Genomic DNA, 26,891 nt, shown 5'->3' with positions numbered 1-26,891 from the left:
AGTTGTTTCGGTGACGTAAGTTTCATATACTTGCCTATTATATAAATATTAATATATAAAATTGCTTCATTATTTCTGATTATAATATTTTACCATAATGTATAGGAGAGAACTTTTTGAAAAAAGTGTCACATTTTAATCAGTTGCACGAGAAATTAATGCTACTTATCAGTTTCAGTGTTGCTTTATACCCAGATGTATCGCAGTTAACCACATCAGAAGCTATAAAAAGTATCGGCAGGGTGATATGAAATGAAATATATCATTCTTGTAATTGTTATTCTTGCTATATTTGTATCCCCTGCCTGCGCTACGTACTATGCTGAAGGGATACATGTGTCGTCTCTGGATAGTGTGGATGATAGAGCTTCCGAAACCTTGAATATAAGTTTTGAATTTCCATATTACAATATAAACCATACACAATTTAACGTAACTAGTAACGGTGTTGTCAGTTTTACTGGTAAATCTAGTACTTTCGGTAATATGAATCTGCCAACAACAAACTATAATTGTCCTGCCGTTTTCCCATTCTGGGACGATTTAATTTCATCTGATGGATATATCCTGTATGAATCAATTGCATCAGGAGATAAGGGTAACCCCTATGGAACTGATGCATTGGTAGTACAATGGACAAATTATGGATTTTTTAGCTCAGAACTCGTAATGGGTACTTTCCAAGTCCATTTGGTATCAGATGGGAATATCACATTCAATTACAATGATCTTATATCCCCTACCCGTTCTTATGGGCAGAGTGCAACCATTGGTATTCAGGAGAATGGCACTGGTAATTATGTACAGCATTCCATCAATGCGGATGCCGGGATAAGAAGCGGCTATGCAATAACTTTTGCATATGACGATGGGGTCAATTATACTAAGTCTGGAGCAAGTACAGATGATTTCTGGGACATTTTGCTCTACAAGAACGGTAGTGTCCAGCCACCAACAAAACCGTATGCTCCAAATCCGTCTGTTGGTGCTACAACATCTACAAGTCCTACTCTGAGTTGGAGTTCTGAAAATGCTACTAATTACACCGTCAGGGTTTCAGTAAACTCTGATTTGAGTAGCCCAATATACTCTAATTCCACATTTACTGAATCACCATTATCTCTTTCAAGTCTATCTGCAAATACAACTTACTACTGGCATATAATAGCCCAAAATAATGGAGGAGAAGCTCACTCAGACCTGTGGAATTTCACAACAAGCTCTGTTCCTGTTGCCAGCTTCACATCTAATGTTACTAATGGAGCTGTTCCTCTGACTATAAATTTCACCGATATTTCCATCAATACACCCATTTCATGGTCTTGGGATTTCGGTGACGGTAATACTTCGACTGACCAGAATGCGACACATACCTATGTAGCTGCAGGTACGTATAATGTCAGCCTTAATGCAACAAATGCTGATGGGAGTAACATTAAAACTCAGATCAACTACATTACAGCGGCCGTAGCACCTGTTGCCAGCTTCACATCTAATGTCACATCAGGCGCAATTCCATTTTCTGTTAACTTCACCGATCTCTCTACCAATGCTCCTAATTCATGGTCCTGGGATTTCGGTGACGGTAATACTTCAACTGCCCAGAACCCTACGCATAGCTATGTGTCTACTGGTACCTATAATGTCAGCCTGAATGCAACAAATGTTGGTGGCAGCAATGTCAGCACTCAGTTATCATACATCAGCGTTGCTGCAACTCCTGTTGCCAATTTTACGGCTGATGTTACATCAGGAACGGCACCGCTGGCAGTTTCATTTACCGATTTCTCCAACAATACTCCTACTTCATGGGCATGGAACTTTGGTGACGGAGTTACATCGACTGATAAGAATGCGACACATACCTATACAACTGCAGGAACCTATACTGTTGTTCTGAATGCAACAAACGTGGGTGGCAGCAACACCAGTATTCAGACAGGTTACATCACTGTAACTGCCGTCAGTTCAAGCAGTAGCTCCGATTCCAGCTATCGTGCATCTGTCGGCCCAAGTCAGCCACCTGAGACTGTAACATTCACCGATACATCTGTTCAGCATGTAATGGGTGGTACAGCTGTAGATTTTGACTTGTCTGAGGGGGATGATCCTGTTCTTGGAATCAGCTTTGATGCAAAGGACAATGAGGGTCTTGTTGTCACTAAAGTTCAGGTTCTCAAAGGTGAACCTTCTGATATTCCTGCTCCAGCCGGCAATTCTTATTCAGTAATGAGTATCGATGTTGGAAGTGAGGGAACTATTTCGGAACATAATGCTGACAACATAATGATTCGTTTCAAGGTTAGCTGGGAATGGATTAACGAGAACAGCATTGATACTGAAACAATCCGCATGACGCGTTTCCATGGTGAGCAGTGGGAAGATCTTCCAAGTAATAAGATCAGTGATGATGGTGAATTCCTTTATTTCGATGCTCAGACACCTGGATTTTCCATATTCTCTGTCATAGGTGATAGCGTAGGTGCTGAGGTTGTTGAAAGTGAACCAGAATCGATTATCTCTGAAGAGGAAGAATTGAGTGAGCCAGACATTGAAGAACCAAAAGACACACCTGGGTTTACAGGAATGTTGTCATTGGTCTTTGTAACTCTTGCATTCCTTTTATTCAGAAAGAATGAGTAATGACAGGATACGTGTCCTGTCATCATTTTTTATTTTATTGTAACTATTCAGCCTGGCACGATTTGCCTATTGGTACTGATTTCATCGAAATAGAGATGTCTGCTCACTAACAATCTAACAATCAAAAAATCAATCAATAGCAACAATCAAAATAAATGATCCTAATGAAATTTACGTTTCAACTTTTTGTCAAGATTGTTATTGATAGCGTTTTTATCAGGCTGAATAGTTACATTTTATTTTTGATAATTCCGGTCTTTCATTGAGTTGAAAAAAGAATGAGTATTGGCTCAACTCGTTGTGATGCTCATACAATAATAGAACTTTTAATAGCTAACCATATCCCTGTAACCAAGTCCTTTGGTGTAGTCCAGGTAGTAAGCTGTTGCCGGTTCCACTTTAACCAGTATCTCATCATTAGCCACAGGCATGTCGGCAACAAAGGGGAACTTTTCGAGCATTAACTGGAATGCTTTTCCCGCTTCTGCTTCATCAGTAACAATAGATGCCTTTCCTTCCATCTGGATGCCTGTAATTTCCATTAACTGCAATTCATCATCATCTACTGTGTAGGCCACATTACTGTTGTTAAGCATATTAACAGCTTTACGCGTGTCCTTTCCGGTCCCAAAATAAACCACTGCACCATCAGACACATACATCATGGTATGAACTATCGGATTTCCATTTTTATCCACAGTTCCAAGGTTCAGCCAATTATGGCTAGCTAAGTAATCAATTATTTTCTGTTTGATTTCATCTGACAATTTCTCACACTCCATATATTTGCATTAAATATGAGTTGGTCTGTAAGTTAAAAAGATGTTGTTAGTTATTGACATTCACTAACATTTTTGCTCTTTAGAAAACCTACTTTGGATTTTATTTTGGCATAACAACTCAACTGAGGAATCTTATAATTATTGCTTGGCATAGAAATTATAAAGAGGATGGCAGGACAGTTTTAAGAATGATCTGTAAGAATCCATATCAAAGAATTTCATCATCTTCTATCTCGACATCCAATACATCCAGTATGATCTCTTCACCGCTCCCATTAAAGCATTTCCAGTTTTCAGGGCCAAATGGATGACCAACTATAATATGGTGGTTGCCGGTTTTGCTGAAAAGTCTCAGGTCTGCCTTTGAAGGTCTGATTACAGAGCTTGGGTGGCTGTGTACCGAGCCGACTGCTGAGATATTTGGCATCATAAAAAGCTTGAGAACTGCGTTGATCTCACTTGATTCAGTACCAGGGAGAAATAAAATATCGGTTATGATACCATCCTTTACCTGCAAGAGACCTGCAAATTCATTCGGGTATGTGGATTTGCTGACCTCAAGTGCGAAGTTTAGTGTTTCTTTTGCAATGCCCTTTATTTCTGTACTCATTCTATATTCCTAGGATATGGGAACATATAACTTTTTTGAAGACATCTATAATTCAGAATATTAAAACGAATTTATGTACTGTTTGGGAAGTAATAAAAATGGATGAACATTTTAAGTTTTTCACGTGCAAGGAAGGTGACAATAGTCTGGGGGAGCGGTCTTTGGAAATACATGAAAATGCAGGTGGAGTTATTGGTATTAGTGGCAAGGTTCCTCTCAATAATATGGAGGATCTCAGTCTTGCCTATACTCCCGGAGTTGCCGAACCATGCAAAAAAATAGCAGAAAACGTAGATAACGTTTATAGATACACCACGAAAAAGAACTCGGTAGCAATAATTACAGATGGTTCTGCTGTCCTTGGTCTTGGAAACATTGGTCCGTATGCTGCTTTACCTGTAATGGAGGGTAAAGCTCTGATATTCAAAGAACTTGCAGACATCGATGCGTTTCCTGTTTGTCTGGACACGACCGATACTGAGGAGATAATCCGCACAGTTAAACATATAGCACCTGCTTTTGGTGGTATTAACCTGGAAGATATCAGTGCTCCCCGGTGTTTTGAGATAGAGGAACGATTGCGTAATGAACTTTCTATACCCGTGTTCCATGATGATCAGCATGGAACAGCAGTTGTGGTCATTGCTGGTTTGATCAATGCCTTGAGGGTCATTGGTAAAGAAATACCAAACATTAAAGTGGTCATATCGGGAGCCGGGGCTGCAGGAAAAGCGATAGCTTTCAAATTGCTACACGCTGGTATCAATCCTGAAAGGCTTATTGTATGTGATAGTCGTGGATCTATTTACAAAGGACGCATAGAAGGTATGAATCCTGAAAAAGAGGAAATTGCCATGGCGACAAACAAACAAAATATAAAAGGGACACTTGCAAACGTGCTGGTTAATGCTGACGTTTTTATCGGTGTTTCAGCACCCGGGATAGTAAACAGTGAAATGGTTTCATCCATGGCATCGGATGCAATTGTTTTTGCAATGGCCAATCCTGTTCCTGAGATAATGCCGAACATTGCAAAAGAAGCAGGTGCCAGAGTCATTGCAACGGGTCGATCTGATTGTCCTAACCAGATAAACAATTGTCTTGGTTTTCCAGGTATATTCCGTGGTGCTCTGGACACGCGTGCCAGTGATATAACCCCGGAAATGGAGCTGGCGGCAGTGTATGCACTTGCAGGTATCGTTACAGATGATAAGCTCAGCGAGAATTACATAATCCCCGGTTCGCTTGATAAAAAAGTTGTGGAAACTGTAGCATCAGCTGTTGCAGAAGCGGCTGTTAGAAGTGGCGTTTCAAAGATTAACGCTCTTTAGGACCCATTATGTTGGTTTTTTCCCTTGGAGCAGTCTTATATGCTCCTTTATACAGGAGAATTACTAAAAGCATTAAAAACACTAAAAATGGTTGTAAGTTGTTAAAAACAGCTATTATACCAGCAAAAGATAGAGTGCTCCTGATATAATGGCACCTGCAAAGGTAGCTACAAAATTGACACCACTGTTTGAGAGTATTCCCTGTTTCTGGAGAGTTGCACCAAGAAGACTATCTACATTCGTTCCCAAAAACCCACCTGCAGTTGTAACAGTTATGGCAAGGAACGTATCATCCACTCTTCCAAAGAGGACCGGAAGCAAGCCTATGACCATTGAGCCCAGGAGTGCTGCTATTTCTCCAAGTATTGTTACTGCACCATCAACTCCCGCATGCGTGCGTTTTAGGGTGGTTATCATTATTGGTTGTGACTGGGCTGTCGTTCCAATCTCACTTGCAAGTGTATCACCTGTTGCTGTTGCGACAGTGCCAAGATAAGCAAAGATTATCAGGTCTGCATGTTGCGGATATATCCCGTAGCATATGGCAAGTACAAGAGCTGCTGTGCTGTTACTGAAAACATTTTCATAACTGCGCATTCCACCCTTTGATTGTGCAAGACCGATTGATTCCTTGTACTTATACTTGAATTTGGTGAAAGCTCCTCCCAGAATAAAGAATGTTAGCAGGAGTATGAACCAGAAGAGTTCAGTGAAAACAATGATTAGCACCCCAAGCAGGGCCGCACTGAAAAGTGCTGAAAGATCAGCTATTTTTGTCCTATAGGCCAGATAACCCAGGACCAATGAAAAAACAAGTGCAACGAACATCTGTTGAGGTGGTACTGAGTATCCGAAAGAGCTGAACAGCCACATCGACATCCCAGAACCAAGAGGAACAGAGAGATTGTTATCTATACGTGAAGGAATTGATTCAAAAAGAGCACCTGTTGTAGAACCAATGACAACCAGGAAAAATAGCATATTCGGGTTGACATCTATTTTATGCCAGTGCATGAGCCATGTTCCGGCAATGTATGCTGTTATTATTCCCACACCAAGGAGTACGATACTTGAGGGTAACAGATGAGATTCGCGGCCATCAATATTTTTCGGATCATAGCGAAGAGATTGCAGCTTTTTTCTGTGCCGTATGAAATTCGCAGCACTGGTACCAAAAGTGGATATTGCTATTGCGCCTGCAATAACATATAGTGGAAGCTGATACGATGTGAATTCTAATAATGAGCTTATTAGCATCAGGATAAATACTGCAATGGCTAGGTTCTTTGCACTTTTCAATCCCTCATTGATGCTATCAGTGAGCATTTCCCTTGAGCCTGGAAGTGGTTTTTTGTATAGGTATCTGTTTATTGCTGAATCTTCTGGAAGAAAAGTCATTCCAATTATAACCAAAAAACTCAATAGCAGCAGTACCTCGGGTCCGATAAATGGGAAAAGCAGTATCAAAAGACCGAAGGCAGCATGAAGTAATTGCCTTCTGTATTCATGCTCCATTTTTTCAAACAATCCCCAAATGCCGTCCATGTTAATCGATTGTGTTTTAGTAATATGATAGATACCACTAAAGTATATATTGATAATGATAAATTCCTTATTATTTTATTAATATATTTCCTTCAATAAGATCAAATCTGTTCTTTTTTCATTTTCTCAAAAATCAGCATATAAATCCATGTCATGTCTAAGCATAGCATTATTTGAACAAATATATTAAAATAATAGTAACCCTTAAAATCACGAACCAATCTGGAGGAATCAGGGTAAAAGAACCCATTTTGACACACATTTCTCTTATTGTATCCACATGATGATTTTGTGAAGGTATTTCTATGCAGGAAAAGATCAAAGAAATTGCAGCTCGTGTAAAGGAATTACGTGATATTTCGGATATTTCCGTTGAGGAGATGGCTGAAAAGCTAACATTGCCTGTTGAAACATACGCCAGGTATGAGAATGCAGAAGAGGACGTTCCGGCAAGCATTTTATTTGAGATTGCCCAGAACCTCGATGTTGATCTATCTGTGCTGCTTACAGGTGAAGTTCCAAGGATGCATGTGTTCTCTGTAACCCGAAAGGACAAAGGAGTCAGTGCCGAGCGTCGTAAAGATTACAAGTACCAGAACATTGCTGCTAATTTTTCTCACAAGAAAGCTGAACCTTTTGTTGTCAAGGTAGTCCCGAAACCGGAAGGAACACCTGTATCAACTAACTTTCATCCCGGACAGGAATTCGATTACGTCCTTGAAGGTACCCTGAAAGTAACTATTCATCATAACGAGATAGTTCTTGAAGAAGGAGATTCCATTTTTTTTGATTCCAATTATGCACACGGAATGCAGGCAATGGGTGGAAAACCTGCAAAATTCCTGGCTGTTATTTTATGAGGAGGCAGTATGACTTCATTACTTGACAGATATATTTCACGTGTTGAATATGATTCCTATGAAGATTTTAAGGAAAACTTCAAAATAAACGTTCCTGATAATTTTAACTTTGCCTACGATGTAGTTGATGTTTATGCTGTGCAAGAGCCTGATAAAAAAGCTCTCGTCTGGTGCGATGACAACGACAACGAAAAGATACTCACTTTCAAGGATCTTGAGTATTATAGTAACAAGACTGCCAGTATGCTTAATGATCTTGGCGTCAAAAAAGGCGATAGCGTAATGCTCATGCTAAAGAGCAGGTATGAGTTCTGGTTCTGTCTGCTTGCACTTCACAGAATAGGTGCCACTGCAGTTCCTGCCACACATATGCTTACAAGGAAGGATATCGTCTACAGGGTAGAGCGTGCAGTTATCAACACTGTCATCTGCGCACCTGATGAAGGTGTCCTCAGTTATGTGGATGAGGCTTACGAAGAGATAAGCAGCATACTGAAAAATCGTCTGGTCATTGGAATTGAAAAGGAAGGCTGGCTTGATTTCACAGCAGAAATGGAAAAGGCATCTGAGGATTTTGTCCGTCCAACCGGTGAGGATGCAACTTCAAACAATGATATTTTGCTGAATTACTTCTCATCAGGTACAACAGGTTTCCCTAAGATGGTGCAACATAATTTTGTTTATCCTCTTGCACATATTATAACTGCAAAATACTGGCAGAATGTCACAGATGAAGGTCTCCACTACACTGTTGCCGACTCAGGTTGGGCAAAATGCGTATGGGGTAAGATTTATGGCCAGTGGCTCTCTGGCAGTTCTGTTTTTGTCTATGATTATGAAAAATTCAGTGCAGACAGGATGCTTGAGAACGCCATTAAGTATGGTGTAACTACATTCTGCGCTCCGCCAACCATATACAGGTTCCTAATCAGGGAAGACCTTAGTAACTATGATTTCAGCAGTCTCAAGTACTGTGTAACAGCAGGAGAACCGTTGAATCCTGAAGTCTATGAACAGTTCTACCGCATAACAGGCATGAAGCTCATGGAAGGATTCGGACAGACAGAAACCGTTGTTTCCGTTGCAACTTACCCATGGCTAGAACCAAAACCAGGTTCTATGGGCAAACCTTCTCCTGAATATGATATCATTCTCCTTAACAGCGAAGGCAAACCATGTGAGGTTGGTGAGGAAGGCGAGATCGTCATCGACACAAGTTTCGGAAACCCACCTGGCATATTCGCTGGATACCGCTCTGATGAGCAAATGACTTCCAGGGTCTGGCATGATGGATATTACCACACAGGTGATATGGCATGGAAGGACGAAGATGGTTACTATTGGTTTGTTGGCAGAGCCGATGATATCATTAAGACATCCGGTTACCGTGTAGGTCCTTTTGAAGTAGAGAGTGCTCTTATAGAACACCCTGCTGTTCTTGAGTGTGCCATCACAGGTGTGCCTGATCCTGTAAGGGGGCAGGTCATCAAAGCAACTATTGTTCTTACAAAGGATTACACTGCAGGCGATGAACTGAAAAAAGAGCTTCAGAATCATGTAAAGAAGGTCACTGCACCTTATAAGTACCCACGTGTGGTCGAGTTCGTACCTGAACTTCCAAAGACCATCAGCGGAAAGATAAGACGTGTAGAAATACGCGACCACGACAAGGAAAGTGATAAGTAACTTTTCCGGTTATGCTAAACATCCCGGACCATAAAGTAAATAGATGTTTATTGTGTCTATGGATTATTCCCGGTTCCGGGATATTATTTTTATAGATTAAAATGAGGAATTGTATTATGTCAGGCAAGAAAGAACCTTACCCGGTTATTAATATCATTGAGTGTAAAGCCTGCGGACGTTGTATTGTTGCATGTCCTAAAAGTGTCCTGAAAATGAGTGAGAAGCTCAACGAGAGGGGATACTACTATGTAGAGTATGCAGGTGAGGGCTGTACAGGTTGTGCCAATTGCTACTATACCTGTCCTGAGCCGCTTGCTATAGAGATACACATTCCGCTTAAAGATTAATGAGCTAAAGGTGAGAATACATGGCAACACAATTAGTAAAAGGTAACACAGCAGCTGTCATTGGCGCATTATACGCTGGCTGTGACTGTTATTTTGGTTATCCTATTACCCCTGCAAGTGAGATATTGCAGGAGGCTTCAAAATATTTCCCCATGATGGGAAGGAAATTCGTACAGGCTGAATCAGAAGAGGCTGCCATTAATATGGTCTATGGTGCAGCATCCACCGGTCACAGGGTCATGACCGCATCTTCAGGTCCAGGTATAAGTCTGAAGCAGGAAGGAGTTTCCTATCTTGCTGGTGCTGAACTTCCCTGTGTCATAGTTGATATTATGAGAGCAGGTCCAGGGCTTGGTAATATAGGTCCTGAACAGGGTGATTACAGTCAGGTTGTAAAGGGCGGCGGACACGGTAATTACAAGAGTATAGTATTGGCTCCCAACTCCGTACAGGAAATGTGCGACATGGTCATCAAAGGCTTTGAACTTGCTTTCAAGTACCGTACCCCTGTCTATGTGCTGGCTGACGGAGTACTTGGCCAGATGGTTGAGTCCCTGCAGTTCCCGGAGGTTTCTGTCAGATCGGAAATTGACACATCATGGGCTGTAAGCGGAACAGCTGATACCAAAGAGAATCTTGTTACATCTATATTCCTTGATTTCAACCAGTTGGAAGAGTTCAACTATGAGATCCAGGAGAAATACGACACCATAAAAGAACAAGAGGCCGATTTCGAAGATTACATGGCAACGGATGCATCCATAATCCTTGTTTCCTATGGAATCAGCAGTCGTATATGCAGGTCAGCAGTCGACCTGGCAAGAAAGGAAGGTATCAAAGTCGGTCTTTTCAGACCAAAGACACTCTTCCCGTTCCCTGAAAAAGAATTAAAGGAAATTGCAGATTCAAGGGAATGCACATTTGTCTCCGTTGAAATGAGTAACGGACAAATGCTTGAGGATATCAAACTTGCTATTGAGTGCAGCAGACCCACAGAACTTGTATATCGCATGGGTGGAAACCTGATAACAATGGACCAGGTGCTGGAAAGTATCAGGAAAATAGCTGCAAAGGAGGAATAAAGATGGCAGAAAAAGTTATCAAAAGCGCAGGTTTGTATCCTGAATTCTCCCGTAAGGGTGGTGCAGCACCGACTGCAACTCACTATTGTCCAGGATGTGGTCACGGTATTATTCACAAGCTCATTGGTGAAGCAATGTTCGATCTGGAGATACAGGACCGCAGTGTCATGATAAGTCCTGTAGGCTGTGCTGTTTTCGCTTATTATTACTTTGATTGTGGAAATCTCCAGGTAGCTCATGGTCGTGCACCAGCTGTTGGAACCGGTGTTTCAAGAGCGCAGGATAATGCGGTGGTTGTCGCTTACCAGGGTGATGGTGACCTTGCATCTATAGGTTTGAATGAGACTCTGCAGGCAGCTAACCGTGGTGAGAAGATAGCAGTATTCTTTGTCAATAACACGGTTTATGGTATGACGGGAGGTCAGATGGCACCAACCACTCTTATTGGGGAGAAGACCGTTACCTGTCCTGATGGAAGAGACCCACGGTTTGCAGGTTATCCTCTGCACATGTGTGAGCTTCTCGACAATCTGAAAGCCCCTGTATTTATTGAAAGGGTCTCGATCTCAGATATATCCCATATCCGCAAGGCACGCAAGGCTATCCGCAAAGCTCTTGAGATACAGCGTGATGGCAAAGGATATGCATTTGTTGAGATACTTTCAAATTGTCCTACAAATCTGAGGCAGAACTCTGAACAGAGCACTAAGTTTGTGAACGAGCAAATGGAACAGGAGTTCCCATTGGGCAATTTAAGGGACCTGTCAGCTGAGACGGAACCACTTCTCAGGGAAAATAGTGTTTTTGATAAAGAGGCAATTGATGCCCTCTTCAATCTTGAGACTGAGTCATCTGCTGATGCAATCCTGAATCCTTCGCTCCCGGAAGTCCAGATAAAGGCAGCAGGATTTGGAGGTCAGGGTGTACTTAGTATGGGATTGACCCTTGCACACGCAGGTTGTGATGGGCAGCGTTTCGTTTCATGGTATCCGTCATACGGTCCTGAACAAAGAGGTGGCACATCCAACTGTTCAGTGGTTGTTTCAGGTGAATCTATTGGTTCTCCTGTGGTCTACACTCCTGATGTTCTTGTTGCAATGAACCGTCCTTCGCTGGAAAAATTCGCTGTTGATGTCAAAGAAGGTGGTTACATACTCTACGACTCGACCATAGGCGAATGTGATATCCCCGAAGGTGTCACTGGTGTGGCTGTACCGGCAATTAAGATCGCAGGTGATGCCGGTTCAGAGAAAGCTGCAAATACGGTCATGCTCGGAGTTATCATGGCTCTTGGAATAACAGGTCTTGGTGAGGACAATTTCAAAGCTGCTCTGGCTGAAACTTTCTCCAAGAAACCAAAACTCATTCCGCTCAATCATGCTGTTCTGGATGCAGCAGCAGCCTGGACAAAAGAGAATATCTGATACAGATATTTACCAAAATTAATCGATGCAGGCTTTTATGCCTGTTACATTTCTTTTTTTGAAGATACATTTTAATATTTGTACGTTTTTATTTAATATGGGAGCGGTAAAAATGACTGAAAATAATGTGATCGAAGTTAATGATTCTAACTGGGATGAATTAATTGGAAATCAGGAGAAGCCCATGGTAGTTATGTTCTATCTTCCTACCTGTGTTCATTGCAAGGAAATAGAACCTTATTTCAGGGAATATTCAAGTGAATTCCATGATTCATGTACTTTTGTCAGGATGAACGGACTTGAGAGCCCTATGACTGCAAGGAAATATGGTATAAGAGGAACTCCAACTTTTAAGTTCTTCTGCAAGGGACGTGCTATTAAAGAAGAAGTTGGTCTGGTCTATCCTTCCATACTAAGAAAATCCATTGAAGAACTTGTAAATCATGGCGATGAATGTGTCTTGCACACCTCTCCCCTGGCAGATGAAATTTCACCATATGAGTGAACTTCATCTTTTTTGCTATTTTTTATTCTTTCGTAACTATTCAGCCTGACTGTTTTAATGATGCAAAAAACAATGTAACTATTCAGCCTGACTGTTTTAATGATGCAAAAAACAATATACTATGGCTTCATTCTATGTGTTAAAAAATATTCAGTAAAATATCATAAAAAACGTCTATCAATCTGAGGGGATTTGTATAGACCGCGAAGAAATACTTGCAGTTTATGAAGCTGGTCCAGAAGCAGTAGTAGAACTTGTAACTCGATTACTTGGGATAATTGAACATCAATCTCTCCAAATTGCACAACTTGAAGAGCGTGTCAGGCATTTGGAAGAAATGCTTGAAAAGAATAGTCGCAACAGTAGCAAACCACCTTCTACTGATTCTTATGCACGGAATAAACCAACCGTTAAAAGTCAAAGAAAAAAGACCAATAAGCATGTAGGTGGTCAAAACGGTCATCCTGGTACTACATTAAGAATAAATGATGATCCGGATGAAGTTATTGTTCATCCTGTTAATCAATGCGTCAATTGTGGGAGATCGTTAGCTTCTGTTCCCTCTGACTATGAAAGAAGACAGGTCTTTGACATTCCTCCTATAACTATCAATTGCATTGAACATCGTTGCGAGATTAAAACATGTCCCAAATGTTCTCATGTAAACAAAGCTCTTTTTCCAGATGGTGTAACTCAGCCGACTCAATACGGTCATCGAGTTAAGTCATTTGCAGTTTATTTGCACACTTACCAATTACTTCCTTATCAGCGTGTTACCAAGTTGTTCTCTGATATTTTGGGATGCAAGATAAGTCCTGCTACTTTGGTGAACACGGAACGTAGTTGTTTTGAGAAGCTTGGAGCTTTTGAAAATACAGTGAAACATCTCCTGAAAGAATCTCCTGTCATCAATCTGGATGAAACAGGAATGAGAATAAATGCAGTTCGTAATTGGCTTCATGTGGCAGGTACAGACAAACTGACCTATTATTTTGCACATCGCAAAAGGGGCTCAGAAGCAATGGATGCTATGGGCATATTACCAGGTTACACTGGTGTTGCAACACATGATTTTTGGAAACCGTACAACAAATATGAATGTCAACATTCATTATGTAATGCACATTTATTACGAGAGTTAACTGGAGCTTCCGAAAACAGGGATCAACAGTGGCCAAAGATAATGAGTGATCTCTTGATATGCATTAAACATCATGTTGATAATGATCTTTTAGATACTGAGCTAATTCAAAGGTTCAGTGAGGATTATGATCACATAACTTGTTTAGGAGTGAATGAAAATCCTCCTGATCCGGAATCAAATGTGCGGTCTAAAAAACGAGGACGTAAGAAGCAGACCACGGTAAAGAATTTGCTGGATAGGTTTATTGGCCATAAAGAGGATATCTTGCGATTTATGTACGACCAAAACGTTCCGTTTGATAACAATCAGGCTGAAAGAGATATCAGAATGACGAAAGTACAGCAGAAGATATCAGGTACTTTCCGCAGTGAACAGGGTGCAAAAAATTTCTGCCGTATAAGAGGATACGTGTCTACTGTTAATAAGAATTCTGAATCTGTTATCGATGCAATTAGTGCAATATTTTATGGCAATTCATTTGTTCCAAAGTTGCAGAATTGATCGTGGATGAAGAAATCAGCTTGGTGGAAGTGAGCTAGGCTGAATAGTTACAAAACAATATACTATGGCTTCATTCTATGTGTTAAAAAATATTCAGTAAAATATCATAAAAAACGTCTATCAATCTGAGGGGATTTGTATAGACCGCGAAGAAATACTTGCAGTTTATGAAGCTGGTCCAGAAGCAGTAGTAGAACTTGTAACTCGATTACTTGGGATAATTGAACATCAATCTCTCCAAATTGCACAACTTGAAGAGCGTGTCAGGCATTTGGAAGAAATGCTTGAAAAGAATAGTCGCAACAGTAGCAAACCACCTTCTACTGATTCTTATGCACGGAATAAACCAACCGTTAAAAGTCAAAGAAAAAAGACCAATAAGCATGTAGGTGGTCAAAACGGTCATCCTGGTACTACATTAAGAATAAATGATGATCCGGATGAAGTTATTGTTCATCCTGTTAATCAATGCGTCAATTGTGGGAGATCGTTAGCTTCTGTTCCCTCTGACTATGAAAGAAGACAGGTCTTTGACATTCCTCCTATAACTATCAATTGCATTGAACATCGTTGCGAGATTAAAACATGTCCCAAATGTTCTCATGTAAACAAAGCTCTTTTTCCAGATGGTGTAACTCAGCCGACTCAATACGGTCATCGAGTTAAGTCATTTGCAGTTTATTTGCACACTTACCAATTACTTCCTTATCAGCGTGTTACCAAGTTGTTCTCTGATATTTTGGGATGCAAGATAAGTCCTGCTACTTTGGTGAACACGGAACGTAGTTGTTTTGAGAAGCTTGGAGCTTTTGAAAATACAGTGAAACATCTCCTGAAAGAATCTCCTGTCATCAATCTGGATGAAACAGGAATGAGAATAAATGCAGTTCGTAATTGGCTTCATGTGGCAGGTACAGACAAACTGACCTATTATTTTGCACATCGCAAAAGGGGCTCAGAAGCAATGGATGCTATGGGCATATTACCAGGTTACACTGGTGTTGCAACACATGATTTTTGGAAACCGTACAACAAATATGAATGTCAACATTCATTATGTAATGCACATTTATTACGAGAGTTAACTGGAGCTTCCGAAAACAGGGATCAACAGTGGCCAAAGATAATGAGTGATCTCTTGATATGCATTAAACATCATGTTGATAATGATCTTTTAGATACTGAGCTAATTCAAAGGTTCAGTGAGGATTATGATCACATAACTTGTTTAGGAGTGAATGAAAATCCTCCTGATCCGGAATCAAATGTGCGGTCTAAAAAACGAGGACGTAAGAAGCAGACCACGGTAAAGAATTTGCTGGATAGGTTTATTGGCCATAAAGAGGATATCTTGCGATTTATGTACGACCAAAACGTTCCGTTTGATAACAATCAGGCTGAAAGAGATATCAGAATGACGAAAGTACAGCAGAAGATATCAGGTACTTTCCGCAGTGAACAGGGTGCAAAAAATTTCTGCCGTATAAGAGGATACGTGTCTACTGTTAATAAGAATTCTGAATCTGTTATCGATGCAATTAGTGCAATATTTTATGGCAATTCATTTGTTTCAAAGTTGCAGAATTGATCGTGGATGAAGAAATCAGCTTGGTGGAAGTGAGCTAGGCTGAATAGTTACATTCTTTCTTTATTAATTTGCCTTTCACGAACTGGTAATATAATGGCTTTCCAGTTGCGATCTCCAATTTGGTTATGTCCCCATCACTGATATTCTCAATGTACTTGACCACGGAGCGCAGGCTGTTTCCGTGTGCAGCAACAATGACATTTTTCCCCTCTTCAAGCTGAGGGAGAATATGTTCCTTAAAATAAGGGATCGTGCGCTCATAAGTATCCTTGAGACTTTCACCACCCGGAGGCTGTATGTCATAGCTTCTTCTCCAGATGAAAACTTGTTCTTCCCCATAAACTTCTTTTGCTTCCTGTTTGTTCTGGCCTTGCAGGTTTCCGTAGAATCTTTCGTTAAGGGAATCGCTTGAATATATCGGTATCTCAGAATTATCGAATCTTGAAGGATGATGTGACCATTTGTCCCTTTTTTTGTTCTCATGCAGAAAAACGCCCGTTTTCTTCTGTTTTGCAAGTATCAGAAACAGTGTCTCCTGTGCTCTGGATAATTTAGATGTAAAGGCAACACCCAGTTCTACGTTTGCAAGTTCTTCGGCACAATCCATTGCTTCACGAATGCCTTTTTCACTCAGGGGTACATCGACCCACCCTGCAAACCTGTTCTCAAGATTCCATCTTGATTGCCCGTGTCTTACCAGTATCAGATAGTTCATCAATTATCCCCACTAAACCGAATACTAGTTTGATTGCAGATTATTAAAACTTAAGGTTTTCTAAGGTAACTTTGATAAACGTACCCAGACATTGTTCTTCAGCTATGAACACAGAAGACAGATTATGGGAATCGGATTTCCTGCCGTTGATTCATCCCCCGCAAAAAAAAGACAGTAATCAAACTTATTGTTTTGCATTTAAGAACCGTGAGTTATTGCTGCTGAATGAGAATGACAGTTTAAGGCTGCCTTCTTTTGAAGAGATCGAGAATATGGGTCTCGATGTTCTGGGGACCCAGTATCTGGGTGAACTCAGGGATATTTCCTGCTTTTCAGCGGAGCTTGATAGTTCAAATGCTGCTGGGCCGATCGGTGAGAATGGCAGCTTTGTAGGTATTAGGGAGCTGACCGGAATTCTGGAAGAAAGTCTTGCTTATCTTGCGGGAAAAGCTGTTCATATCATGGAGTGGGACAAAAATACTTTATTCTGCGGCAGGTGTGGTTCCGGGACATCGCTTAGAGAGAATGAACGAGCAAAAGAATGTCCTGAATGTGGATTTCTTGCATTTCCCAAGATTTCCCCCGCTATCATTGTGCTTATAGAAAAGGATGACAGGGTACTGCTTGCTCGCTCTCCACATTTTAAGCCAGGACTTTATAGTATCTTAGCAGGTTTTGTGGAACCCGGTGAGTCAATAGAAGAGGCAGTTGTGAGAGAGGTCAGGGAGGAAGTAGGAATCTCAATAAAGAACGTCAGATATTTTGGCAGTCAGCCATGGCCTTATCCGGATTCGCTTATGATCGGATTTACCGCAGAGTTTGCAGAAGGGGAAATAGAAGTTGACGGTGTTGAAATAGAGGAAGCCGGATGGTTTAGAAAAGATGAGATTCCTGTTATTCCGAGGAATACTAGTATATCGGGATGGTTGATAGAACATTTCATTAGCAAGCATTCATAATTTACAAATCCTTTTTTTTTTTTTTTGTATTTTGATAGAAAGGCACTATATTTTGTTTATCTTATTAATATATTATTCTCAATATGTATTATTCTTAATAAACAGAAAGAATAATATGCACAACACTTATACTCTCTGATTACAAATTATTAGTAAGAAATACGGCGTAAATAAAGTTCAGATTATTTTAAAGAGGTGTGAGGATTGCTATTAAAAAGAATTATTTATGCAACATTATTACTGCTTATCTGTATCGTACTTGTGCAAACATGTGCTGCGTTAACATATTCAGGTGGAGGAGTATGGAATTTTTCAGAAGAGATAACTATTAAAGAAAACTCCGGGAATAACCTGATAAATTACCAGATACCCATTGTTCTTGATAGTTCCAACTTTGATTTTTCAATTGCACGTTCAGAAGGGGAAGACATTCGTTTTTCCTCCGGTGATAAGCAGCTTCAGCACTGGATAGAAGAATGGGATGTTTCAATGGAAGAAGCGGTCGTATGGGTTAAAGTTCCATCCATTGCGGCTAATGGCAGTGCTAAAATAACAATGCAGTATGGGAATCCTGATGCAGTCGATGTAAGCAGCGGTTCTTCTACTTTTGAGTTATATGATGATTTCAGTGGCTCCAGCTTATTTGGCAATTGGGAATCGTACACGACAGGTGGCAGTGAGCTAAAAGTTTCTAATGGTGTATCCAATCTCATAGTTCCAAAATTCCATCCGGAGGATGTTGTAAGTATCAAATCCAAGGATGAGTTCCCGATAAATTCCATGTTCGTGGTCAAAAGGAAAAAAGTGACCACAGGTACCGACAGTCGCGGTCCTATCATAGCACAGGGATTTGTAGACCCCCAAAGGGAAACAAAAAATCAGGTATTAACATCCACCGAACTTGAGAATGAGACCAAGGTGACCTGGATTCTTAAAAATTCCAAAAGTGATGCCCGTTATTTCCCCGCAGATATTACAAGTGTTAATGTAGCCGAAGGTGACTGGTACACAGTAGGCGTTGCATGGTATATGGGGGATGAATTTGGAAAGATAGCCTGGTTCAAGAATGGTGTCAGGGACAGCAGAATGGACCTTACGGCAACAGAAGAGAACAATTATATTCCTCTTACGGACATGAAGGTCTATCTGTTTGCAAGCACCTATTCCGATGTTTCAGATAACACCGGATATGCATCTTTTGATTATGCCTACGTGCGCAATTTTGTTTCTGAAGAGCCAACTGTAATGTTCGCAGGTAACATAGCACAAGAAGAGACAATTACAGAAGTTGAACCTGCAAGGATAAATATAACTCCTGCAAGTGGTCTTATGAGTGCGATCCGAATCTTTGGCACAGAAGGTTATGATGATGCCACTATAGTAGATCTCAAAGATAGCGGGATCAATACTGTAATGTTGCTTACAGATGGTGATGACGTCTGGAACCTGGAAAGATTCGTAAAACAGGCTCGTGACAACGACATGCAGGTATATGCAATGATATTCAATGATCCGAAGAGTGATTCTGATGAAGACAATTCTGTGTACGTCAAAAATGTACTGGAAAAAGTCATTGATTATAACAACAAGTCACTTTCAGCTTTTGATGGTGTTGATATTGCACTTGATCCATGCAGTGATGACCCTGAGGAAGCCTGCACTCTGAATCTGCTTCTTCTTGAGGATGTCCGTGAGATAGTAGGAGACGAACTTGCTGTGGCTATTGATATTCCGGCATCATATGCTCTGGCAGATATTCCTGAGGTTTCAGCAAGTGCTGACCTTATAGTCCTTCAGACATATTCTCTGGATGATAATTATCCCCAAACCAAAGATGCGATCATAGATTCTATAGCACCAAAGATGGGTGAAATAAGGATATCCGAATCAAAAGCTATCATTGGAATCGCAGTAAATGAAGGCTTCATGACCGATACTGGTGTCCAGAGCTTACTGGAAGAGCTTCAGGATTACTATGCCAACGATACTGCATTCATGGGTACTTCAATAGTCGTCTACGAAGATTATGATGAGTACAGTATGATACCTGAAACAACAGAAGAAAGTAGGGGAATACCAGGATTTACTGTATTGTTCGCTGCTGCCGGGTTGCTGGCAGTCTCATACAGACAAAAAAGAAGATGATGTGATAATCACATCATCTGATTCTATTTTTCAAATTTTGTTCTTTATTTTATTTTTTCAAAAGCTCAACTGCCAGGTCCCTGAGTTTGAACTTCTGCACTTTTCCACTTGCAGTAAGTGGATAATCATCCACGAAGAAAACATGTTTCGGAACTTTGTAGCGTGCTATTTTTGAGCGACTATAATCCCTTACATCCTCTTCGGTGAGTTCATTTCCGTCCTTGGGGACCACAAAGGCTCCTACTATCTCACCGTATTTCTCATCAGGTATACCAACGACCTGTGCACTCTTGACACCTGGTACTGTGAACAGGAATTCTTCGATCTCCCTTGGATAGATATTCTCACCGCCACGGATTATCATATCCTTTATACGACCAGTGATGCGGTAATATCCGGCTTCATCAACTGTTGCAAGGTCTCCGCTGTGCAGCCATCCTTCCTTGTCAATTGCTATCTCTGTCATTTCAGGCATCTTGTAGTATCCTTTCATGACATTGTAACCACGGCAGCATATCTCACCCTGAACATCCGGTCCCACATTTTCTCCTGTTTCCGGATCGACTATCTTCACCTCTATCTCAGGCAAGGAAGTTCCAACTGTACTGACACGGCGCTCGATAGGATCATCTGTGCTGGTCTGGGTAAATACAGGTGATGCTTCTGTAAGTCCGTAGGCAATGGTAATGTCCTTGCAGTTCATTTCATTGATAACCTTTTTCATAGCTTCAATAGGACATGGAGAACCTGCCATGATACCTGTTCTAAGTGAGGAAAGGTCGAACATTTTGAACATCGGGTGGCTGAACTCTGCAATGAACATTGTTGGCACACCGTAGAGGGCTGTACATTTTTCTTTCTGGACTGCAGCCAGCACCATGAGCGGGTCGAATAACTCGATTATCACAAGTGTACCACCATGGGTTAGAGTTGCAAGTACACCGAGCACAATTCCAAAACAGTGGAAGAGCGGTACGGGCAGGCAGACTATATCTTTTTCAGTGAATTTCTGCCTTTCTCCGATATAGTATCCGTTGTTTAGGATATTGTAATGGGTCAGCATGACACCTTTCGGGAAACCCGTTGTTCCTGATGTATACTGCATATTGATGACATCATGTGTGTCGAGTGTTTTCATGATCTTGTGAATCTCTTCATCATTGCCATGATTTCCCAAAAGGAATAACTCACGGGTGCTGTACATTCCCCTGTGTTTTTCCTGACCGATGAAAATAACACTTTTCAGACAAGGGAACTTCTCGCTCTTAAGATTTCCACGGCTCTGTGTCTTCAGTTCAGGAACCAGTTCATTGATCGTGTCAATATAACTTACGTCCCTGAAACCGTCGATAATGGCAATGGCTTTCAGGTCAGCCTGTTTCATTACATACTCGACTTCATGGATCTTGTATGCGGTATTGACTGTAACTAGAACAGCACCGATCTTTGATGTTGCGAACATGAAGGTCAGCCAGTCAGGCACGTTCGTTGCCCATATACCAACTTTGTCACCTTTGCCTATACCAAGCTCTATTAGTCCCTTGGCCAGCATATTGACACGCTCGTCGAATTCTTTATAGGTGAATCTCAGATCCCTGTCGGGATAGATCATAAATTCCCTGTCCGGGTCATTCATGACCTGTTTCTCGAAAAAACCACCAATTGTATCATTTGTAAAAGGCATGATTAATTTCTCCTTGATATCATTTACAACTATCACTTTCTTCCTGCAGGTGCTCTTCAAGGTCTTTCCTTCTGTCATCAGGTATAGGAACCGATTTCTTATTGATGAAATCGTAGTGAACAATTGTAGATCTGCCTATTGCACCAATTTTCCCGTTTTGCCATGCTTCCTGGGTTACTGTGAATGATGAGTTACCTATCCTTGAGATGTAGGTGAGTATATCGACGTCTGCTCCATAGAACATTTCACCTACGTAATTGTACTCTGTCCTTGCCATGATAAGTTTCCAGTTCTCATAGCTCAGGTCAAGGTCAGGAGTAAACAGTCTGAATACAGGATTACGAGCCTGTTCGAACCATATGGCAATGGCAATATTATTGGCGTGTTTTAATCCGTCAATATCACCGAATCTGGGAGTAACAGTTGTTTTGAACATATTGATCTTCTTTATTAGTAAGGAGCGTATACGACTGCCAGTATCTTTGCATCTTCATTACCCATTGCATGGACATAGTGAGGAACTATAGAATCGTAATAGATACTGTCACCGCTTGAGAGCTTGAAGCTGTCCTTTCCGTAAAGGATCTCTATCTGGCCATTGAGTACGTAAATGAACTCTTCTCCTTCATGTGAAGATTGTTTTGCCTCACCTGATCCAGGAGGATGAACATCAATTATGAATGGTTCCATATGCCTGTCAGCCTTGTCACTAGCAAGTGAAAAGAAGTCTAGTGTGCTTTTTTCACATGTGTCGCAGTTACCGGAGAACTTTACGATATTTTTTGAAGCGCCGCTTTTAGTAACCACAGGTTCGTTGTGAGGAGCATCATCAAGGAAAGTGCCCAAACGAACTCCAAGAGCCCTTGCGATTTGCATCAGGGGAGTCAATGAAGGAACAAGTGCACCATTTTCAAGTTGTTCGATGAGTTCACTGTTTGTATTGCTACTTTTTGCCAGTTCTTCCACAGACATTTTCTGCATTTCACGTATCTGGCGTATTTTATCGCCCAATTGGTTCTTTTCAGCCATTGTGTATTCCTCTTATTGTTTTTGTCAAAATCGTGTTCTAATGCTTATGATATTTTGAGTTATAACATTTACCTTATTGTAGTATTTCAGCATATTATAGTGGAATTTTATGAACGTTAGTGAAACAAAAAACGACACGGCTATTATTAAATTGTTCGCTTTGATTAATACATCCGATAGCACTAAATTGGATTTTTTGATGGCATTTAAACATTGTAGCGAGTTTGCAGGAATATCACCAAGTGAACTAATTGTAGTTCTGGAATAGGGGCTCTGTATAAATCCTTATTTGAAAAATAAAAACAATCTTGAAATACTCATAAGAGGATTTCGATAAACTACCATCAATACTCATACAATTTAATAAAATTTAAATAATAGCAAAGCAAATTTACTATTATGGATTCTTTTACTGATTTTGCCTTAAATGAAGAATATAAGCGTCTCCAATCTGTCGGAGATAAGCTTGCTGAAATTGAATATTTAGTAGATTGGAAGCCTTTTCGCCCTATTCTGGAGTCAATGTACATAAACAGAACAGCTTCAGGCGGACGGCCTGAAGCTGATGTTATTGTAATGTTCAAGATGCTTGTTCTGCAACAATGGCATGGTCTTTCTGATGCTGAGCTTGAAAAGCAGTGTATTGACAGGATATCCTTTAGGAAATTCCTGGGATTTCCTGAATATGTACCAGACAGTACAACTGTCTGGTCATTCAGGAAGAGAATTATCGACAATGGTAAAGAAAAAGCGGTGTGGGATGAAATGCAGAATCAGCTTGATGCTCTTGGTTTGAAGATTAAAAAAGGAATGATCCAGGATGCAACTTTTATTCACTCAGATCCAGGACATGCAAAAGCAGATGTACTCAGAGGAAAAGATGCGAAAACAAGAAGAAGCAAAGATGGAACCTGGACTAAGAAAAATGGTAAATCTCACTTTGGATACAAACTTCATACAATTATTGATAAGGATTATGAACTAATCAGAAGATTTGAGACAACAACTGCATCACTTCACGATTCACAGGTTGATCTGTCTGAAAAGGGTGAAGTGGTGTATAGAGATAAAGGATATTTTGGAGCAATAGCAAAAGGTTTTGCAGCAACAATGCAACGAGCTGTAAGAGGACATCCTTTAGGAATAATGGATATCCTCAGAAATGAAAGAATAAGTGTGAAAAGAGTCCCTTGCGAAAGAGTGTATGCAGTGACAAAAGAAATATTTAAAACCAGAAAGGTTCTTGTTACAACTGTAGAAAGAGTGAATGCAAAAATGTTGATGACAGCTTTTTGTTTTAATCTGCATCAATTGAGGACACTAAAAACCAAAGGAGTAATTTAGGATAGCGGAAGCTATACTAAAAATAAGGATTAATGAAGAGAAATAAACAAAATGATAAAAAATGAGAGGATATAATTGAGTTTGAATACTTTAATGATCTAAAATGAGGGAATATCGAAATCCTCATAAGTTTTTCCCCTCTCCCCCAAACTCCCTCACCCCTTTTTTTTATAAACAGGAGTCCTTATAGTAGGCGTTTTATCATCCTTATTCCATGTAATACAAAATTACACTTAGAGAATCCATCATCTTTCAATCAGAATATAATCAATCAGGAAAAATTGAAAAATATCTTTAATATCGGATAGTATATTTTCAATGATCATTAGCTTTCATTCTCGCCTGAATACCGAGGATTTCTACAGAGTCGGAATGGGAGCAACTGAAATAGCGAGTTTAACAGTAAGCCAATTTAAATGACAAATTATAGTTTCACATTCATAAATAATAAATATATACTGTGGTGTGGATGTTGCTATATACTTTAACATCCAAACTAATATGGGGTTAATTATACATGCACAGTTTATTATAATTAATGGGGTGGGCTATGACAACTCTTTTTAATGATTGTTAACTGTGTTAATTTTTCATGTAATAAATTTATTTTATGGGGAAATTAATTTATGACAGATGAAAGGTTCCAAGGCACGGGAGAAAAGGAGACCAGTGTTTCCAGAGATGAAGCTTTTAATGTAGTTGATTTAATTGAAACCGAAATTAACAAACGCGTTGAGCAGCTCGAAAATCACTATGAAAGCCGGGTAGGTAAAACAGGAATAGATGAAGAAACAATATTATCATCAATCGATAAGAACCTATCAATCAGTGATTCAATTCAAACCAAAATAAATGAACGTATTTCAATGCATGTGGCTAAGTCCAGGGTGTATGAAGAAAAAGCAGAAGTTGCCTTTAAAAATTTCATTCCATCAAAAGTATCGGAGGAATTGCGTAAAGATACGACTTACATTTCCTCGGACGATAACCAACAGACAGCTCAGGAAACGATTATCAAAGCCGACCTCGCCCAAACGGCGGAAGTGAAATGGAAAAAAGGTATTACTCTAAGCCTATCAGATAAGGATTTGAGTGAACTTGGAATTCAAAAAGTTGATGACGGGTCTACCGGGAATGTCCAACCAGACAAACTGATGGCCTATATTGAAAAACGAACATTGCAGACTGAATTGTTTGCCAGAACAGATTTGCTTACCAATTGTAAAGTAAGCAAAGTTGCTGAACAGGTCCTTGAAGATATGATCTTTTCTGAACCTGTTGAATCCACAGATACAACTCAATCGGATATCTTTGAGCAAAATACTGACAGTGAAGGAAGTGAATTAACAGTAGATTCTTTGGTGAAAGACCAAGTTGCCTTGCAAATGAAGCATACCACTTCCCCGGAGGCTAAGTTGAAATTTGGAATTTCGGATCGCGCAAGTCAAAAGGATATTGAGCTGGATACGAAAGGATTCAACATAAGCGGTGGTCCGGCAGATGTGGCTGCTTATCATGATTTTTATGATCTTCAGATTGCTTTCCGTCATATATGGACTGAATTGTTCGATCAAGAGTTGGCTAAAAAAGGAAAAGAGCTTTATGAGGAAGCTCTCAAAGAAAAAGAGTATAAAGGTATAAAAATACCGAAAGACACGGTCACCTCAGTTGAGGAGCTTAAACAGTTTAAGGACTACTTGCGTCACACCAAAGAAAAAATCGCTGGTGATGATCCAAGATTTAAAGAAGTAAAAACCTATCTTTTGCCGGAAATAACGGCTTTTCAATGGAGTTGTTTGGACGAGCCAACACAAGATGCAATATATGGTCTAATGCTTAGTTTGAAGGCAAGTTCCTCTACATCTGGTTATGCTCCAGGTGCCGCCGAAAAGGTGGTATTTCAGGAACAAACAGATGCTCGTAAAATACTTGTTACTGCCCTTAATAAAAAAAGCAGAATTGAAAATCTATTTGAAGATCTGGAAGAACGTTTGAAGGGAAAATACTCATTCGATGTTTTTGCAAAAAACGCCATCAACTTTGGTATCCTTGTTAACTATAGGCAAAAGTGGAACCCGCTGAATTATCAAGTCGGTGAACTTGTATCTACTATACCAATGGCTCCAAAGGAAGTACGCCGATATACAAAGAAAAAAGTCGTAAAAAAGAGTAGGGCCATCAAAGAAATAGAGAATGCACTACAAATCAAAAAAATGGATTCTTCTGATACCTATCGTTCACATGCCGAGATTATTCGCCGTGCCACGAACAAAACAAATTTCAATCATACGGCTGAAGGAGGGGTTAATTTTGCTGTTTGGAACGCAAAAGGAAACCACAGTATGACAATTGATGCTGCCAAACACTCCTCTCAAACAAAAAAGGAATTTCGCGAAGCCGTATTAAAGGCAGCACAAGAATACAAAAATGAATATAAGCTGGAGATAAATACGACTACTAGTGAAGAATATGAAGAGGCAACATCAGGCGAAATCAGTAACCCAAATGACGAAATTTCGGTTACGTACTTATTTTATGAACTTCAGCGTCGTTATGAAGTGAGCGAAAAAATCCATAAACTGACTCCGGTGGTATTAGTAGCCAATGAAGTACCTCGTCCAGATGAAATTGATGAAGATTGGCTGCTGGCCCATGATTGGATTTTAAGACGAGTAATCCTCGATGATTCTTTTGTTACCGGTTTAGATTACTTATCTGATAAGTTTGTTGGGGATGAGCTGTCAGTGGATGTACTTCAAAATAATCTAGATATACAGCTGAAAATTGTTGATAAGGTAACACAACAAGTAACTATGACCTCCAAAGCCCTTGAGAAAACCCAAGAGGCTCTTGATATAGCCATGGACAAATATGCTCAGAGTTTAACCAGCAAGAATGAAGGGTTCTTGTCCGATGTTAATACCTTTTTATTTGGCGGAGCATCAGATACGTCAGAAACGATCTAGG

General features: G+C 40.2%; 21 protein-coding genes. 14 read left to right on the top strand and 7 right to left on the bottom strand.

From position 1 onward, the window contains the following. Positions 1-252 precede the first annotated feature (252 nt). Positions 253-2,643 carry a PKD domain-containing protein gene (locus V7O67_RS10650; RefSeq protein WP_342304849.1) on the top strand — a complete coding sequence of 797 codons (2,391 nt, stop codon included), beginning with the start codon at positions 253-255 and terminating at the stop codon, positions 2,641-2,643. A gap of 326 nt (positions 2,644-2,969) precedes the next feature. Here the strand turns inward: V7O67_RS10650 and V7O67_RS10645 are convergent, their stop codons facing one another. Together V7O67_RS10645 and V7O67_RS10640 are read right to left on the bottom strand one after the other, a co-directional pair. After that, positions 2,970-3,410: a pyridoxamine 5'-phosphate oxidase family protein gene (locus tag V7O67_RS10645; protein ID WP_342304850.1), complete on the bottom strand. Its 441-nt coding sequence runs from the start codon at positions 3,408-3,410 to the stop codon at positions 2,970-2,972. Between the two features lie 223 nt (positions 3,411-3,633). Continuing rightward, positions 3,634-4,035: a Mov34/MPN/PAD-1 family protein gene (locus V7O67_RS10640; RefSeq protein WP_342304851.1), complete on the bottom strand. Its 402-nt coding sequence runs from the start codon at positions 4,033-4,035 to the stop codon at positions 3,634-3,636. A gap of 98 nt (positions 4,036-4,133) precedes the next feature. On the opposite strand from V7O67_RS10640, the gene V7O67_RS10635 reads away from it, so the two are divergent. Then, positions 4,134-5,366: an NADP-dependent malic enzyme gene (locus tag V7O67_RS10635; protein ID WP_342304852.1), complete on the top strand. Its 1,233-nt coding sequence runs from the start codon at positions 4,134-4,136 to the stop codon at positions 5,364-5,366. Between the two features lie 114 nt (positions 5,367-5,480). Here V7O67_RS10635 and V7O67_RS10630 read toward each other — a convergent pair whose 3' ends face one another. Next, positions 5,481-6,881 (bottom strand): TIGR00297 family protein, encoded by a 1,401-nt coding sequence (locus V7O67_RS10630; RefSeq protein WP_342304854.1) that lies wholly within the window; start codon positions 6,879-6,881, stop codon positions 5,481-5,483. A 335-nt stretch (positions 6,882-7,216) separates the two neighbouring features. On the opposite strand from V7O67_RS10630, the gene V7O67_RS10625 reads away from it, so the two are divergent. From V7O67_RS10625 to tnpC (V7O67_RS10590), 8 genes are all read left to right on the top strand, one after another. After that, positions 7,217-7,771 carry an XRE family transcriptional regulator gene (locus V7O67_RS10625; RefSeq protein ID WP_342304856.1) on the top strand — a complete coding sequence of 185 codons (555 nt, stop codon included), beginning with the start codon at positions 7,217-7,219 and terminating at the stop codon, positions 7,769-7,771. A gap of 9 nt (positions 7,772-7,780) precedes the next feature. Next, entirely contained in the window at positions 7,781-9,457 is a 1,677-nt protein-coding gene (locus V7O67_RS10620) for an AMP-binding protein (protein ID WP_342304857.1), read from the top strand. Between the two features lie 116 nt (positions 9,458-9,573). Next, positions 9,574-9,804, top strand: a complete 231-nt coding sequence (locus V7O67_RS10615) for a ferredoxin family protein (protein ID WP_342304858.1) — start codon at positions 9,574-9,576, stop codon at positions 9,802-9,804. Positions 9,805-9,824: 20 nt separating this feature from the next. Next, positions 9,825-10,886, top strand: a complete 1,062-nt coding sequence (locus V7O67_RS10610; protein WP_342304859.1) for a 3-methyl-2-oxobutanoate dehydrogenase subunit VorB — start codon at positions 9,825-9,827, stop codon at positions 10,884-10,886. A gap of 2 nt (positions 10,887-10,888) precedes the next feature. Then, positions 10,889-12,310, top strand: a complete 1,422-nt coding sequence (locus V7O67_RS10605; protein WP_342304860.1) for a 2-oxoacid:acceptor oxidoreductase family protein — start codon at positions 10,889-10,891, stop codon at positions 12,308-12,310. 112 nt (positions 12,311-12,422) lie between these two features. Further along, positions 12,423-12,815 (top strand): thioredoxin domain-containing protein, encoded by a 393-nt coding sequence (locus V7O67_RS10600; RefSeq protein WP_342304861.1) that lies wholly within the window; start codon positions 12,423-12,425, stop codon positions 12,813-12,815. Positions 12,816-13,011: 196 nt separating this feature from the next. Beyond that, positions 13,012-14,460, top strand: a complete 1,449-nt coding sequence (tnpC, locus tag V7O67_RS10595) for an IS66 family transposase (protein WP_406671410.1) — start codon at positions 13,012-13,014, stop codon at positions 14,458-14,460. 139 nt (positions 14,461-14,599) lie between these two features. Continuing rightward, positions 14,600-16,048 (top strand): IS66 family transposase, encoded by a 1,449-nt coding sequence (gene tnpC, locus V7O67_RS10590; protein WP_406671461.1) that lies wholly within the window; start codon positions 14,600-14,602, stop codon positions 16,046-16,048. A 34-nt stretch (positions 16,049-16,082) separates the two neighbouring features. On the opposite strand, the gene V7O67_RS10585 is transcribed toward tnpC (V7O67_RS10590), so the two are convergent. Next, positions 16,083-16,763 carry a 2,3-bisphosphoglycerate-dependent phosphoglycerate mutase gene (locus V7O67_RS10585; protein ID WP_342304862.1) on the bottom strand — a complete coding sequence of 227 codons (681 nt, stop codon included), beginning with the start codon at positions 16,761-16,763 and terminating at the stop codon, positions 16,083-16,085. Positions 16,764-16,867: 104 nt separating this feature from the next. Here V7O67_RS10585 and nudC point away from each other — a divergent pair, with 104 nt between their 5' ends. Continuing rightward, positions 16,868-17,722, top strand: coding sequence for an NAD(+) diphosphatase (gene nudC, locus V7O67_RS10580; protein ID WP_342304863.1), 855 nt, complete (start codon positions 16,868-16,870; stop codon positions 17,720-17,722). A gap of 204 nt (positions 17,723-17,926) precedes the next feature. Beyond that, positions 17,927-19,867 (top strand): DUF2341 domain-containing protein, encoded by a 1,941-nt coding sequence (locus tag V7O67_RS10575; protein WP_342304864.1) that lies wholly within the window; start codon positions 17,927-17,929, stop codon positions 19,865-19,867. A gap of 49 nt (positions 19,868-19,916) precedes the next feature. On the opposite strand, the gene V7O67_RS10570 is transcribed toward V7O67_RS10575, so the two are convergent. From V7O67_RS10570 to V7O67_RS10560, 3 genes are read right to left on the bottom strand one after another with little or no spacing between them, the layout of a single operon-like run. Further along, positions 19,917-21,551, bottom strand: coding sequence for an AMP-binding protein (locus V7O67_RS10570; protein WP_342306501.1), 1,635 nt, complete (start codon positions 21,549-21,551; stop codon positions 19,917-19,919). A 19-nt stretch (positions 21,552-21,570) separates the two neighbouring features. Next, positions 21,571-21,987 (bottom strand): thioesterase family protein, encoded by a 417-nt coding sequence (locus V7O67_RS10565; protein ID WP_342304865.1) that lies wholly within the window; start codon positions 21,985-21,987, stop codon positions 21,571-21,573. A 14-nt stretch (positions 21,988-22,001) separates the two neighbouring features. Next, complete coding sequence (locus V7O67_RS10560; protein ID WP_342304866.1) at positions 22,002-22,580, bottom strand: cupin domain-containing protein; 579 nt, start codon at positions 22,578-22,580, stop codon at positions 22,002-22,004. A gap of 399 nt (positions 22,581-22,979) precedes the next feature. On the opposite strand from V7O67_RS10560, the gene V7O67_RS10555 reads away from it, so the two are divergent. Together V7O67_RS10555 and V7O67_RS10550 are read left to right on the top strand one after the other, a co-directional pair. Next, positions 22,980-23,924: an IS5 family transposase gene (locus V7O67_RS10555; protein WP_342303665.1), complete on the top strand. Its 945-nt coding sequence runs from the start codon at positions 22,980-22,982 to the stop codon at positions 23,922-23,924. A 626-nt stretch (positions 23,925-24,550) separates the two neighbouring features. Next, a complete protein-coding gene (locus V7O67_RS10550; protein WP_342304867.1) occupies positions 24,551-26,890 on the top strand; it encodes a hypothetical protein in 2,340 nt (779 codons plus the stop codon). Position 26,891: the final 1 nt, after the last annotated feature.

It is taken from the genome of Methanolobus sp. ZRKC4 (assembly GCF_045291305.1).
Taxonomy (GTDB): domain Archaea; phylum Halobacteriota; class Methanosarcinia; order Methanosarcinales; family Methanosarcinaceae; genus Methanolobus.
Note: the sequence above shows the minus strand (reverse complement) of the source record. Positions and strands in the feature narration are given on the sequence as shown.

Bases quoted from the DNA above. Each gene is read 5' to 3' on its own strand.
- V7O67_RS10650 (WP_342304849.1), top strand. From the start codon at position 253: ATGAAATATATCATTCTTGTAATTGTTATTCTTGCTATATTTGTATCC.
- V7O67_RS10640 (WP_342304851.1), bottom strand. From the start codon at position 4,035: ATGAGTACAGAAATAAAGGGCATTGCAAAAGAAACACTAAACTTCGCA.
- V7O67_RS10635 (WP_342304852.1), top strand. From the start codon at position 4,134: ATGGATGAACATTTTAAGTTTTTCACGTGCAAGGAAGGTGACAATAGT.
- V7O67_RS10630 (WP_342304854.1), bottom strand. From the start codon at position 6,881: ATGGAGCATGAATACAGAAGGCAATTACTTCATGCTGCCTTCGGTCTT.
- V7O67_RS10625 (WP_342304856.1), top strand. From the start codon at position 7,217: ATGCAGGAAAAGATCAAAGAAATTGCAGCTCGTGTAAAGGAATTACGT.
- V7O67_RS10620 (WP_342304857.1), top strand. From the start codon at position 7,781: ATGACTTCATTACTTGACAGATATATTTCACGTGTTGAATATGATTCC.
- V7O67_RS10615 (WP_342304858.1), top strand. From the start codon at position 9,574: ATGTCAGGCAAGAAAGAACCTTACCCGGTTATTAATATCATTGAGTGT.
- V7O67_RS10610 (WP_342304859.1), top strand. From the start codon at position 9,825: ATGGCAACACAATTAGTAAAAGGTAACACAGCAGCTGTCATTGGCGCA.
- V7O67_RS10605 (WP_342304860.1), top strand. From the start codon at position 10,889: ATGGCAGAAAAAGTTATCAAAAGCGCAGGTTTGTATCCTGAATTCTCC.
- V7O67_RS10600 (WP_342304861.1), top strand. From the start codon at position 12,423: ATGACTGAAAATAATGTGATCGAAGTTAATGATTCTAACTGGGATGAA.
- V7O67_RS10585 (WP_342304862.1), bottom strand. From the start codon at position 16,763: ATGAACTATCTGATACTGGTAAGACACGGGCAATCAAGATGGAATCTT.
- nudC (WP_342304863.1), top strand. From the start codon at position 16,868: ATGAACACAGAAGACAGATTATGGGAATCGGATTTCCTGCCGTTGATT.
- V7O67_RS10570 (WP_342306501.1), bottom strand. From the start codon at position 21,551: ATGCCTTTTACAAATGATACAATTGGTGGTTTTTTCGAGAAACAGGTC.
- V7O67_RS10565 (WP_342304865.1), bottom strand. From the start codon at position 21,987: ATGTTCAAAACAACTGTTACTCCCAGATTCGGTGATATTGACGGATTA.
- V7O67_RS10560 (WP_342304866.1), bottom strand. From the start codon at position 22,580: ATGGCTGAAAAGAACCAATTGGGCGATAAAATACGCCAGATACGTGAA.
- V7O67_RS10555 (WP_342303665.1), top strand. From the start codon at position 22,980: ATGGATTCTTTTACTGATTTTGCCTTAAATGAAGAATATAAGCGTCTC.
- V7O67_RS10550 (WP_342304867.1), top strand. From the start codon at position 24,551: ATGACAGATGAAAGGTTCCAAGGCACGGGAGAAAAGGAGACCAGTGTT.